The sequence below is a fragment of the Frederiksenia canicola genome (assembly GCF_011455495.1).
GTDB lineage: Bacteria > Pseudomonadota > Gammaproteobacteria > Enterobacterales > Pasteurellaceae > Frederiksenia > Frederiksenia canicola.
Genome location: NZ_CP015029.1, coordinates 1768216 through 1781831, shown reverse-complemented (window position 1 = coordinate 1781831; position 13616 = coordinate 1768216). Strand labels below are relative to the sequence as shown.

General features: G+C 42.8%; 10 protein-coding genes. 1 reads left to right on the top strand and 9 read right to left on the bottom strand.

All coding sequences use genetic code 11. The annotated features are described in order from the left end of the window. Window positions 1–417 precede the first annotated feature (417 nt). Window positions 418–909 (bottom strand): acetolactate synthase small subunit, encoded by a 492-nt coding sequence (gene ilvN / locus A4G17_RS08600; protein WP_123955995.1) that lies wholly within the window; start codon window positions 907–909, stop codon window positions 418–420. Further along, a complete protein-coding gene (locus tag A4G17_RS08595; RefSeq protein WP_123955996.1) occupies window positions 902–2623 on the bottom strand; it encodes an acetolactate synthase 3 large subunit in 1722 nt (573 codons plus the stop codon). The genes ilvN and A4G17_RS08595 overlap by 8 nt, the downstream gene beginning before the upstream one ends. A gap of 389 nt (window positions 2624–3012) precedes the next feature. On the opposite strand from A4G17_RS08595, the gene A4G17_RS08590 reads away from it, so the two are divergent. Continuing rightward, on the top strand, window positions 3013–5280 hold the full coding sequence (locus A4G17_RS08590; protein WP_123955997.1) for an NADP-dependent malic enzyme: 2268 nt from the start codon (window positions 3013–3015) through the stop codon (window positions 5278–5280). A gap of 154 nt (window positions 5281–5434) precedes the next feature. Here the strand turns inward: A4G17_RS08590 and guaA are convergent, their stop codons facing one another. The 7 genes from guaA to glgC all read right to left on the bottom strand — a co-directional run bounded on the left by guaA (window position 5435) and on the right by glgC (window position 13606). Continuing rightward, window positions 5435–7006 carry a glutamine-hydrolyzing GMP synthase gene (guaA, locus tag A4G17_RS08585; RefSeq protein WP_123955998.1) on the bottom strand — a complete coding sequence of 524 codons (1572 nt, stop codon included), beginning with the start codon at window positions 7004–7006 and terminating at the stop codon, window positions 5435–5437. 20 nt (window positions 7007–7026) lie between these two features. After that, complete coding sequence (locus tag A4G17_RS08580; RefSeq protein WP_123955999.1) at window positions 7027–7542, bottom strand: hypothetical protein; 516 nt, start codon at window positions 7540–7542, stop codon at window positions 7027–7029. 94 nt (window positions 7543–7636) lie between these two features. Then, window positions 7637–8452, bottom strand: a complete 816-nt coding sequence (locus A4G17_RS08575; RefSeq protein WP_123956000.1) for a BRO-N domain-containing protein — start codon at window positions 8450–8452, stop codon at window positions 7637–7639. A gap of 33 nt (window positions 8453–8485) precedes the next feature. Further along, on the bottom strand, window positions 8486–9118 hold the full coding sequence (locus A4G17_RS08570; RefSeq protein ID WP_123956001.1) for a DUF1919 domain-containing protein: 633 nt from the start codon (window positions 9116–9118) through the stop codon (window positions 8486–8488). A 76-nt stretch (window positions 9119–9194) separates the two neighbouring features. Then, a complete protein-coding gene (gene guaB / locus A4G17_RS08565) occupies window positions 9195–10658 on the bottom strand; it encodes an IMP dehydrogenase (protein ID WP_123956002.1) in 1464 nt (487 codons plus the stop codon). Between the two features lie 134 nt (window positions 10659–10792). After that, a complete protein-coding gene (glgA, locus tag A4G17_RS08560) occupies window positions 10793–12226 on the bottom strand; it encodes a glycogen synthase GlgA (protein ID WP_123956003.1) in 1434 nt (477 codons plus the stop codon). 87 nt (window positions 12227–12313) lie between these two features. Next, window positions 12314–13606 (bottom strand): glucose-1-phosphate adenylyltransferase, encoded by a 1293-nt coding sequence (gene glgC, locus A4G17_RS08555; RefSeq protein ID WP_123956004.1) that lies wholly within the window; start codon window positions 13604–13606, stop codon window positions 12314–12316. Between the last annotated feature and the right edge of the window lie 10 nt (window positions 13607–13616).

Sequence of the window (13616 nt, the reverse complement as noted above, 5' to 3'; positions counted from 1 at the left end):
CTAAGAAATTAAACTGGCAATATTTTAACAAAACCAACGTGAAAAAAATGCGATCTAACTCAAATAAATAGATAACAAGCGGTCACTTTCTTGACAAATTTTGCAATAAGTTATCGACTCCCTAGAAATGCTAATTATTTTCTAGTTTAAATAAATTTCCATTTATTACTTTATTTTACAAACTTTGAATAGCATAACGACTACGCTGAAACAAATGGTCAGAAAATTGCCGAAAAATGCCATACGGATACGGAATCCGATGAGCAACTGGAATGAAAGATTCAATATAGCACTCCGTCTTTGAATAAATGAGCCTCACTTTTGAGAGCAGATGGCAAATTCAAACTTGAAAGCTTTTTAGATTTTTGCCGAATAAAAAATAAAGCTGAGTTAAACTCAGCTTTATTTTTAGGTGAATTACAAGCAGTTTTTTTCACCACGAGAAAGGCTGATCACACCTGATCGCACAATTTCGATTATCGTCGTTTCTGCTTGCACCGCTTCGATAAAGGCGTTGAGTTTTTCGCTCGTGCCAGAAAGCTGAATGGTGTACTGTTTTGGGGTGATGTCCACGATTTGCCCACGGAAAATATCCGCCATTCGTTTCAATTCATCACGTGCCGCCCCGACGGCTTTAGCTTTGATCAGTAACACTTCCCGCTCAACATGTTCACAATGGCTGAGATTGGTGACTTTGAACACATCAATCAATTTGTGTAACTGCTTTTCGATCTGTTCTAGCACTTTTTCATCACCTTGAGCAACAATCGTCATTCGGGAAAGGCTTGGATCTTCCGTTGGAGCAACGGTCAGGCTTTCGATGTTGAAGCCACGTTGCGAGAAAAGCCCAACCACACGGGATAAGGCTCCCGATTCATTTTCTAATAAGACGGATAAAGTTCTACGCATCTGTACGCTCCGTTTTGCTTAACATCATATCTTTCATTGATTCACCCCGAATTTGCATTGGGTAAACATGTTCAGTTTCATCAACTAGCACTTCCACAAATACTAAGCGGTCTTTGATGGCAAAGGCTTGTTGCAATTTTTCTTCCAATTCCGCAGGTTCGGTAATGCGAATGCCGACATGCCCGTAGGCTTCCGCCAGTTTGACGAAATCTGGCAAGGAGTCCATATAAGAGTGCGAGTGGCGACCTTGGTAGATGATGTCTTGCCACTGCTTTACCATGCCTAAGAAACGGTTGTTCAGATTTATGATCACCACTGGCGTGTCGTACTGTTTGGCAGTAGAAAGCTCTTGGATATTCATCTGAATACTGCCATCACCCGTCACACAAACAACCGTGGCATCAGGGTAAGCGAATTTTACTCCGATCGCCGCAGGCAAACCGAACCCCATTGTGCCGAGTCCACCAGAGTTGATCCAACGGCGTGGTTTGTCAAACGGGTAGTGCAATGCAGCAAACATTTGGTGCTGACCAACATCGGAGGCAACATAGGCTTCGCCGTTGGTGATGCGGTAAACGGCTTGGATCACTTCTTGCGGCTTGAGCATGTCGCCTTTCTCAAAACTCAAGCAGTTGCGGGCTTTCCATTGGGCAATTTGTGCCCACCAAGCGGTCAGATCCGACTGATTTTTTGCAAGGTTTTCTTCTTCCAGTAGCGATAAAAATTCGTCTAACACATTGCTCGCTGAACCGACGATTGGAATGTATGCAGGGACGGTTTTGGAAATCGACGTGGGATCAATATCAACGTGGATCACTTTGGCATTCGGGCAATATTTAGCTAAATTGTTAGTCGTTCGATCATCAAAACGCACACCGATGCCCAAGATTAAATCGCTTTCATGCATTGCCGTATTGGCTTCGTAAGTGCCGTGCATGCCCAGCATTCCCAAGAATTGCTTGTCGGTGCTTGGAAATGCTCCCAACCCCATTAACGAGCTAGTAACAGGCAAGTTCAATTTGTGTGCAAATTCGGTCACTTGTTCGCTTGCTTCGCCTAACACCACGCCGCCGCCGACATAAAGCACAGGCTGTTTTGCCACCAAAATCGCTTTTAAGGCTTTTTTGATCTGTCCTTTATGCCCTTGCACAGTTGGGTTGTAAGACCGCATAGCGATCTCTTTCGGATATTCATAGCTATATTTATTGGCTGGATTGACCACATCTTTCGGTAAATCAATGACTACAGGGCCTGGGCGACCAGTCGAGGCAATATAGAACGCTTTTTTGATGATTTCAGGAATATCTTCTGCCCGTTTCACCAAAAAGCTATGTTTGACCACAGGACGAGAGATGCCGACCATATCGCATTCTTGGAAGGCATCTGAACCAATCAATCCAGACGGCACTTGCCCCGAAAATACCACTAACGGAATAGAATCCGTATAAGCGGTGGCAATACCCGTAATCGCATTGGTTGCCCCAGGGCCTGAAGTGACCAGCACGCACCCCACTTTACCCGTGGCTCGAGCATAGCCATCCGCCATATGAACCGCCCCTTGCTCGTGACGAACTAAAACGTGCTTAATGCCACCTAAAGTGTGAATGGCATCGTAAATATCTAGTACCGATCCGCCTGGGTAGCCGAAAACGTACTCAACGCCTTCGTCCCTTAAGGATTGGACAACCATTTCTGCACCCGACAGTTTTTTCATAATATTCTCCAACTCAAATTAAAAGGGGGATTTGCTTTCGCAAAGATGGTTGGATTTTGCAGAAAAAAATAAAACCTGTCTAGTGGGACGAGTATTGTTTTTTTACAATGATTTTGGGGTTTTATACTAAATAATGGTTGTTTTCTGGTTTTTAATTTTTTAATTTTTTGTCTTTTATTGTTTTTTAAATATAAATGCTTTATTTTATAAACTTTTAAAATTTTAATAATTTTAACAATTTATTTAAAAATTAGAGCTAGTTCACAAAATTTGATGAGTGATTGGGGTAAAATGGACATACGAATGCTTGTTTTTATTGGGCAAAAGTGTGATTTTGTCTTACAAGCGGTCAGATTTATCTTACATTTTGCAAATAGAAGGAACCTACTATGGATGATACCTTACGCCAAGCGGCTCTCGATTTTCACGAATTTCCAATCCCTGGCAAAATCGAAGTGACTCCAACGAAATCCCTTGCCACTCAACGTGACCTTGCCCTTGCTTATTCCCCTGGTGTTGCCGAGCCTTGTTTAGAAATCGAAAAAGATCCCCTTGCTGCTTACAAATACACCGCAAAAGGTAATTTAGTTGCCGTGATTTCCAACGGAACAGCGGTGCTTGGCTTAGGCAATATTGGTGCCTTGGCAGGTAAGCCAGTAATGGAAGGGAAAGGCGTACTGTTTAAGAAATTTGCGGGTGTGGACGTATTTGATATTGAGATCAACGAAAAAGATCCTGAAAAATTAATCGATATTATTGCCTCCCTTGAACCTACCTTTGGTGGAATCAACCTTGAAGACATCAAGGCCCCTGAATGTTTCTACATTGAACAAAAATTGCGTGAGCGAATGAATATTCCTGTATTCCACGACGATCAGCACGGCACGGCAATCATCAGTGCCGCAGCGGTGATCAATGCATTACGTATTATCGGCAAAAAAATTGAAGAGGTACGTTTAGTTGCCTCTGGAGCTGGAGCGGCGTCTATTGCCTGCTTGAACTTGTTGATTTCTCTGGGGATGAAGCGAGAAAACATCGTGGTATGCGATTCCAAAGGCGTGATTTATAAAAATCGTGATGATCGAATGGACGACACCAAAAAAGCCTATGCCATTGACGATAACGGCTGGCGTACCTTGTCGGATGCGATTCCGAATGCGGATATTTTCCTAGGGTGCTCGGCGGCTGGGGCGTTAACGCAAGAAATGGTTCGCACAATGGCAGCACATCCGTTGATTTTAGCCTTGGCGAACCCAAATCCAGAAATCACTCCGCCTGAAGCGAAAGCGGCTCGCCCAGATGCGATTATTTGTACGGGACGTTCAGACTATCCAAACCAAGTGAACAACGTGCTTTGCTTCCCATTCATTTTCCGTGGTGCATTAGACGTTGGGGCGACTACCATTAACGAAGAAATGAAAATGGCGGCGGTGTATGCGATTGCGGATCTGGCTTTGGCAGAGCAGAGCGATGTGGTGACTTCAGCCTACGGTGGTGAAGGCACCGAGTTTGGACCAGATTACATTATTCCACGCCCGTTTGATCCACGTTTGATCGTGCGAATTGCCCCTGCGGTTGCCAAAGCCGCAATGGACTCAGGCGTGGCAACTCGTCCAATCACCGATTGGGAAGCTTACCACGAAAAATTGACCCAGTTCGTGTATAAAACTAACTTGTTTATGAAACCGATTTTCAGCCAAGCGAAAGCGGACAGAAAACGCATTGTGTTGGCGGAAGGGGAAGATCCAAAAGTGTTGCACGCTACTCAAGAGATCGTCTCCATGGGCTTGGCGTATCCGATTTTGATTGGTCGTCCTGCAGTCATTGAATCTCGCATTAAAAAATTAGGATTACGGTTAGAACAAGGAAAAGATTTTGAGATTGTTAATAATGAACATGATGAACGTCATGAACAGTTCTGGAAACGTTATTATCGCTTGATGAATCGTCGTGGAATAACTGAAGAAATTGCAAAACGTGTAACCACTTCTAATACGACTGTGATTGCTTCTCTCTTAGTGGAAATGGGTTATGCAGATGGCTTGGTCTGTGGTCTATTTGGGACTTATAGTCGCCATTTAGAAACAATTAAAGACATCATTGGTTTGAAAGATGGGGTGAAGGTACCCGCTGCACTGAATAGCTTGGTGTTGCCAACGGGTAACGTGTTTATGACAGATACCTATGTGAATGCAGAGCCAACAGCAGAAGAGCTAACGGAAATTACGTTAATGGCGGCAGAGGAGATCAAACGCTTTGGTATTGAACCTGCGGTTGCACTGCTTTCGCATTCAAACTTTGGCTCTTCAAATACACTTGGGGCACCTAAAATGCGAGAAGTGTTGTCATTAGTGAAAGCTCGCGATCCTGAACTCATGATTGACGGTGAAATGCACGGCGATTTAGCACTATCTGAGAAACTTCGCAATGCTTATATGCCAGAAAGTACTTTGAAGGGGTCAGCGAATTTATTAGTGATGCCAAACGTAGAAGCAGCACGTATCGGCTATAACTTATTGCGTGCTACTACCACGGCAATTACGGTGGGCCCAATTCTTATGGGGATGAAGAAATCCGCTCATATTCTTACCCCTGTTGCATCGGTTCGCCGTATTATCAATATGGTGGCCTTTGCTGCAGTGAAAGCCCAACAGTAAGGATTGAGCATTTACAAGCGGTCAGTTGTTTGCAAAATATTGCAAGGAACTGACCGCTTGTTTAACTCAAAGAATCTACTTGGATTTCTCCATTTCTTAACGAAATGAAAAAGCCTTTCTCCAAAGAGAAAGGCTTTACGCATGATGTTATTCGTTACTCCCACTCAATCGTTGCGGGTGGTTTTCCGCTCACATCATATACCACGCGGGAAATGCCGTTCACTTCATTGATGATGCGGTTAGAGATTTTACCGAGTAAGTCGTATGGTAAATGTGCCCAATGTGCGGTCATAAAGTCGATAGTTTCTACCGCTCTTAAACTCACAACCCAGTCATATTTACGGCCATCACCCATTACGCCAACGGATTTCACTGGTAGGAAAACGGTGAAGGCTTGGCTGACTTTGTAGTACCAACCTGAAGCGTGCAATTCTTCCATAAAGATCGCATCGGCTTTGCGGACTAAATCGCAGTACTCTTTTTTCACTTCGCCTAACACACGCACACCTAAGCCTGGGCCTGGGAATGGGTGGCGGTTGAGCATTTCGGCAGGTAAGCCAAGGGCTAAACCAATTTTACGCACTTCGTCTTTGAATAATTCACGCAATGGCTCAACTAAGCCCAGTTTCATATAATCAGGTAATCCGCCTACATTGTGGTGCGATTTAATCACGTGGGCTTTGCCTGTTTTGCTTGCTGCAGACTCAATTACATCAGGGTAAATCGTGCCTTGTGCTAACCATCTCACGCTAGTTAATTTTTTCGATTCATCATCGAACACATCAACGAACACTTTCCCAATAGTTTTACGTTTGGCTTCTGGCTCATCAATGCCTTTTAAGGCATCTAGGAAACGATCTTCTGCATCTACACGAATAATGTTTAAGCCGAATTTATCGCCGAACATTTCCATCACTTGATCCGCTTCGTTTAAGCGTAATAAGCCGTTATCGACGAATACGCAATGCAAGTTTTTGCCAATCGCACGATGTAATAATAAGGCAGTGACAGACGAATCCACGCCGCCTGATAAGCCTAAAATCACTTCATCATCGCCAATTTGTGCTTTTAAGCGAGCCACTGCATCTTCGATAATGTTTTCTGCAGTCCATTTAGTTTCGCAGCCACAAATGCTCACCACGAAATTTTTCAGTAGTTCCAGGCCGCTCTTTGTGTGAGTCACTTCTGGGTGGAACTGTACGCCGTAGAAATGGCGACTTTCGTCCGACATTGCCGCAATCGGGCAAGTTGGAGTTACACCTGTGATTTGGAAGTTATCAGGCAAACGAGTAACTTTGTCGCCATGGCTCATCCAAACGTCTAATTTAGGTTCGCAAGCGGTCAGATCATCGTTTAATTTTGCAAATAATGCGTCAGCTTGCTTTAACTCAACGGAAGCATAGCCAAATTCACGATGGTCAGAAGTTTCAGTTAAACCACCTAACTGCATCGCCATGGTCTGCATACCATAGCAAATACCCAACACTGGCACGCCTGCATTGAACACATATTCAGGTGCACGAGGGCTGTTTTCTTCTGTGGTACTTTCCGGCCCACCCGAAAGAATAATCCCCGTTGGATTAAACTCACGAATTTGCTCTTCCGTTACGTCCCACGCCCAAAGCTCACAGTAAACCCCAATTTCACGCACACGACGTGCGATAAGTTGAGTATATTGTGAACCGAAGTCTAAAATTAAAATTTTATGATTATGAATGTTTGTCATTTTTTGCCTTATTTTATGGATTATAATTCTCTAACAGTAATCTTAGCTTTTTTATTTTTCACTCCAGCTATAACAAATTGATATTTCTTCCCTTTATTTTCAAAAGTTGTACCATATCCAGCTTTAGCACCATTAATATATTTTCTAGATCCATCAGGAAAATTCAAAGAAAAATAAACAGAACCGCTATTGCTTAGTTCTGATATAGATACAAATAATCCAGATTTAGGATCAACGTAGCTTTCCGATTCCATTAGTTCTTTTATTTCACTTTCAGAATCTAATTGAGTGATATTTTTATTTTTTGAATGAAGTTTTCGATATTGCACATTTTCTTTTTGCAGTTCTACGAGTTGATTCTGCAATGTTTCAATTTCAGCATAACGCATATTGACATACTCAGCTTTACTATCTGCAATACGAGTAGCAATCGTCCATGTTGCTGCAATCAATGTAGTTAAAGTTAGAGTAGAATATGTAATTACTTGACGCCAAGTTAAATTTTGAACTGCTTCTAATTCTGCAAATTTTTTCATTTGTTGTTCCCTTCAAATTAAGAAATTTTAACCACATTTCTAGCCGTCAGCTTATGTGAGAATCTTGAGCCTCATTGTCTATTCTATCGCATTTCTACTTTTTATTGTTTGTCAATATTTTCTTAGCCGACAACTCACTTACCACTTTCTTCCCCGTTTTGCTTTCCAACTCTTGCAACGCAACTTTGGCAACATTACCGCCTTGTTGAGCGACTTGTTGATTTTCTTCGAAAGTTTGTGGTTCAACTGCTTGCGAAATATCCTTGGTGGACGCTTCAGCTAACATATTAAGAATAAGCTCTGTGTTGGTCATGTTATCTCGCAGATTTTCTTTTTTTAAACCTTTGAGCTGTTTATATTCTTTGGTAGTTTTACCGCTCCAAGCCTTGGTAATAATATCGGTTAAAATTGCAAACTGTTGCCCTTCTTGCACACCTGTACGTTTCCATTCGTCCGTTAATTCTTTACGAATTTCAATGCTTTTCAGGCGTTGATTAATCCAATTTTCCGAATAACCCAATCGCAAATAATCTTGCATCGCTCGGTTAATAGTTAATTCAGGATCTTGATATTCATCAATCCGCTCACTCCCCACTTGGGCTAACCATTGTTTAAACGGCTCTGCTTTTGGTGATGGAATTGATTGAATAAGACGTAATAGCTGTTGCACGTCAGCAACATCGGTCATTCGCATTTTTCCGTCACGAGAACGCATTTTCAAACCGTGACAATTTGTCACGGTTTCATTTCCTTCTGCTTTTAAACGTTGTTTTAACTTCCGCCAGTACGCTGGAGGATCAATACTTTCAGTTAAAACTTCAACTACATCAATAATGGAAAAATACCACTTTTCCTGATCTTCGTCCCAAACAGACCGCACTTCTTTTTGTTCAAAGAGTTTAATGCTCATTGTTGTTCCTTAAAATGCTATTTGAAAGATTTTCTAAAAATCTGACCGCTTGTTAAGCCAAGAAACATAATCAAATTGGTCGTAATAACGCTTGCCATTTAAGCCAGTATATTCAAATAAATTACCAACCTTTCCAGCATTCTCAAAGCCTTGAATATAAGCTGCACTTTTTATTTCTGGGTAATGTTTATGGGTGAAAACCACTTTATTTTTAAACGGTAAAGCATCAAATTCAATTAAATCTTGATGTTCACAGCCATCACGCTCTGTCATCATTACAAATAGATTGTCTAAATCCATTCGTTTACTACGTTCATTCCATTTTTGTTCGGCTTCTTGTTTGGAATGATAGTGCATAAAATACAGGGTAATATCCCCTAATTTTGCCACCGGATAGGCTTTTTCTGTTTGAACAAAGGTTAAATTTTGTTGCTGATAAAATTCAATCTTTTTTAAATAACGAATAAAATCTTTGGGCATTAAATATAAATTCACAAAAGGCGAATTAAAACGTAAGTTTAAATCGTGAGCAATAAATCCGCCATTACAATTACTGGCAATAATTGTTGGAACAGTATTGGTCAATCTTTTTCTATTTGGGCGATTGATAAAATATTCACGCAAATAGAGATTAATTTTATCGGTAATACGTTTTAATTGAGACATTTTGTAAAATTTTATGAAAAACTAACCGCTTGTAAAATCACGTCCCCGATATTTCGGGGACGGTGAGAATGAGAAATTAGCTCATTCGATAGTTTGGTGCTTCTTTAGTAATGGTCACATCGTGAACGTGGCTTTCTTTGATACCTGCCCCACTAATTCGCACAAATTGGGCTTTGGTACGTAAATCTTCGATGGTTGGGCAACCCGTTAAGCCCATACAAGAACGTAATCCGCCCATTTGTTGATGGATAATTTCTTTTAAGAAACCTTTGTATGGAATGCGTCCTTCGATACCTTCTGGCACAAGTTTGTCGGCAGCGTTGTCTGATTGGAAATAGCGGTCACTTGAACCTTTTGACATTGCACCTAGTGAGCCCATACCCCGATAAGATTTGAACGCACGACCTTGATAAAGCTCAATTTCACCTGGGGCTTCTTCTGTTCCAGCAAACATTGAACCCACCATCACACAGCTTGCCCCCGCAGCAATGGCTTTGGCGATATCGCCTGAATAGCGGATACCGCCGTCAGCAATCACTGGAATACCACGATCTTTTAAAGCCTCTGCTGCATCCGCAATCGCCGTAATTTGTGGCACGCCCACACCTGTGACGATACGAGTAGTACAGATTGAACCTGGACCAATACCCACTTTTACGGCACTTGCCCCTGCGTCTGCTAAAGCAATGGCACCTTCTGCTGTTGCCACGTTACCTGCTACGATTGGCAAGTTTGGATATTTAGCCCGCGTTTCACGCACACGTTGTAAAACCCCTTCGGAATGACCATGAGATGAGTCTATTAACAACACATCCACGCCGGCTTTGACTAAAGCTTCAATGCGTTCTTCATTACCTGGACCGGCACCTACTGCCGCACCAACACGCAAGCGGCCAAACTCATCTTTACAGGCATTTGGTTTGCTTTCGGCTTTTTGGTAGTCTTTCAAGGTAATCATTCCTTTGAGTTTGAAGTTGTCATCGACTACTAACACTTTTTCGACACGATGTTCGTGCATTAAGTTAAAAATTTCTTCACGTTTGGCGTTTTCTTTGACGGTAACAAGACGAGCTTTCGGGGTCATAAAATCTGCCACCGTTTTGTTTAAATCGGTTACAAAGCGAGTGTCTCGACCAGTAATAATACCGACTAAATTATCTTCCGCATCAACAACGGGAAAACCAGCAAAACCATTTTTCTTCACTACTTCAGCAAGCTCGGCAAGGGTGAGTGATGGCGAAACGGTCACAGGCTCAGAAACGACACCACTTTCAAATTTTTTCACTTTACGCACACGATCCGCTTGACGTTCAATGGTCATATTTTTGTGGATAAAACCGATGCCACCTTCTTGTGCAAGGGAAATAGCTAGCTTGGTTTCGGTTACGGTATCCATTGCGGCAGAAAGCATTGGAATATTTAGGCGGATGTCTTTGGTAAGCTGAGTGGAAAGGTTGGCGGTATTTGGAAGCACAGTAGAATGTGCAGGGACAAGTAGGACATCATCAAAAGTGAGAGCCTCTTTAATAACTCGTAGCATCGCAATAGTTCCTTTTTGTTTCAAAATTAAGTTGGAAAAATTGCGGGCGGATTATACAGATGTTTACGTAAGTTGTAAATTTACAAGCGGTCAGATCCGCAAAAAATTTTGCAAATCTGACCGCTTGTATTACCTTAAACCATCTCTTGATAGAGTGCTTGGTATTGTGCAGCGACTTTTGCCCAACCAAAGTCTTGGGCGAGAGCATTTTGGCGAACACTTGACCAGAGTTTTTGTTTTTTCCAGAGATTGATCGCACGAGTAACGGCATCGTAGAAGCCGTCAGCATCGGGGTATTTGAACACAAAACCTGTTGCAGTACGGTTTTCGATGCTCTCTTTACAACTGTCGTTTACCGTATCGGCTAAACCACCCGTTTCACGCACGAGTGGCAAGGTGCCATATTTTAAGCCGTAAAGTTGAGTTAAACCACAAGGCTCGAAGCGACTTGGGACTAAAATCACATCGCCGCCCGCAATAATTTGGTGAGAAAGGGCTTCATCATAGCCGATTTTCACGCCAATTTTGTGTGGATAGCGAGCTTGGGCTTCTTTTAAATACCACTCTAATTCAGGCGAACCGCTGCCGAGTACCACTAATTGCACGTGGTGTTGCATCATCTCATCAATTTTCATTAATAAGAAGTCCGCCCCTTTTTGTTCGGTTAAGCGAGTCACCATCACAAATAACAACGCATCTTTTTCTTCAGGTAAATTGAAATAACGTTGTAATTCAGCTTTATTTTTCGCTTTGCCGTGCATATAGTTTGGGCGGTAGTTGGCGATGATATTTGGATCGCTTTCTGGGTTCCACACGGTTTCGTCCACACCATTTAAAATGCCACGCAATCTGCCTTGGGCTTGGCGAGTTTGTAATAAACCGTGCATTCCGCCGCCTGCGATCTGTTCGCAAATTTCTTTCGCATAAGTTGGGCTAACAGTGGTAACGCGATCAGCGTAGAAAATCCCTGCTTTAAGATAAGAAATCTCGCCGTAAAACTCTAATCCATCTGGCGAGAAGAAGTGCCAAGGCAAACCGAGTTCGCTTAAATGGTAGGCTTGGAAACGACCTGGGTAAGCGATGTTGTGAATCGTGAAAACGCTTTTCACTGGGCTGTTCCAGCTTTTCAGGTAGGCACACGCCAAACCTGCTTGCCAGTCGTGAGCGTGCAACACGTCAGCACGCCCCCACCAGTGATCTAACCCTTCAGATAACTGTGCACCTAGATAACTGAGCAAGGCAAAGCGTTTGTAGTTATCCATATAGTCGTTGTAGTTGTCGTCATAATACGGCAAACGGCGGGCGTAAAGATGCGGGGCATCGATCACATAAACGCCTAAGCCGTTAAGATATGCAAAACGCAGGGTAACGACACCTGCAAAAGTGCCGATAGTGGCAACTTCGACGATTTCGCCTAATTTCTCTGCCACTTGCGGATAGTATGGAAGAATAACTCGAACATCGTTCCCTGCTGCTTGTTGGGCATAAGGCAACGCACCTAATACGTCTGCCAAGCCGCCCGTTTTAACAAGCGGGTACATTTCCGAGCAAATATGTAAAATTTTCATGTTGAATTACCGGTATTTGCAAAAAACGAAGCGGATCTCACCGCTTGTCGTAAATGATTCTGCCCCGATTGTTGGGGCAGAGTGGTTTTATTCCGCTTTAGGATGATCTTGTACCCATTTATTGAGCATTTTTTGGCAAACGAGTACGACGCCACCTTTGCTGATACGGAAGTATTTCGCATCTTGCTCAGGATCAACCCCGATCTTCAAGCCATCTGGAATATTACAGTGGCGGTCGATAACAGCTTTCTTGATTACGCAGTTTTTGCCGATATGTACCTGTGGCAAGATCACCGCTTGTTCGATCACGCTGTCTTCATTAACGGTAACACGATTGAATAAGACTGAGTTACTGATTTCCGCATCGGTGATGATACAGCCACCCGCAATCAAAGAGTTATCTAAGGTATGTGCTCGGGCTTTTTTATAGAAGAAACGAGCGGGTGCGGTTTGTTGTGGACGACCGTGAATTGGCCAAGACTCATCGTAAAGGTCAAGTTGTGGGGTTTCGCTGACCAAATCCATATGAGCTGACCAATAGCTGTCGATAGTACCTACATCACGCCAGTAGATGGTACCAGTGGTATTGCGACCTTCACAAGAACGCTCAAATGGGTGAGCGTAAATCACGCCTTGCTCAACGGCTTTCGGAATGATGTCTTTACCGAAATCGTGTGAGGTATCTGGGTTTGAGACTTCATTTTCGAGCATTTCATAGAGATAATCCGCATCGAACACGTAAATACCCATTGAGGCTAATGATGACTCAGGTTTGTCTGGCATCGCGGGTGGATCAGAGGGTTTTTCCACGAAGGCTTTCACTTTGAGTTTTTCATTTACTGCCATCACGCCAAATTCGGTCGCTTGTTCACGCGGCACTTCGATACAACCTACGGTACATTTTGCTCCTGAATCGACGTGATCTTCCAACATTTTGTTGTAGTTCATTTTATAGATGTGGTCGCCGGCTAAAATAATCACATATTTCGGACGATAGTGTGATTTCATGATTTCCATATTTTGGAATACGGCATCAGCAGTGCCACGATACCACGTGTTTTCGTCAAGTTGTTGGCGAGCTGGCAACATATCAATATATTGATTGCGTTCGTAAGGTAAGAACGACCAACCACGTTGCAAGTGGCGAAGTAGTGAATGTGCAGCATATTGCGTTACTACGCCTACTTTTAACAAGTTTGAGTTGATACAGTTGGATAAGGCAAAATCGATAATACGACGGCTACCACCAAAGTACACCGCAGGTTTGGCACGTTTGTCGGTAAGTTCATATAAGCGAGAACCACGACCACCGGCGAGAATCAAGACTAAAGTCTGTGCAGTAAGATTGCGTCTGTCTGTGTTGGCTTCCTGTTTTAACATGGTGTTATCT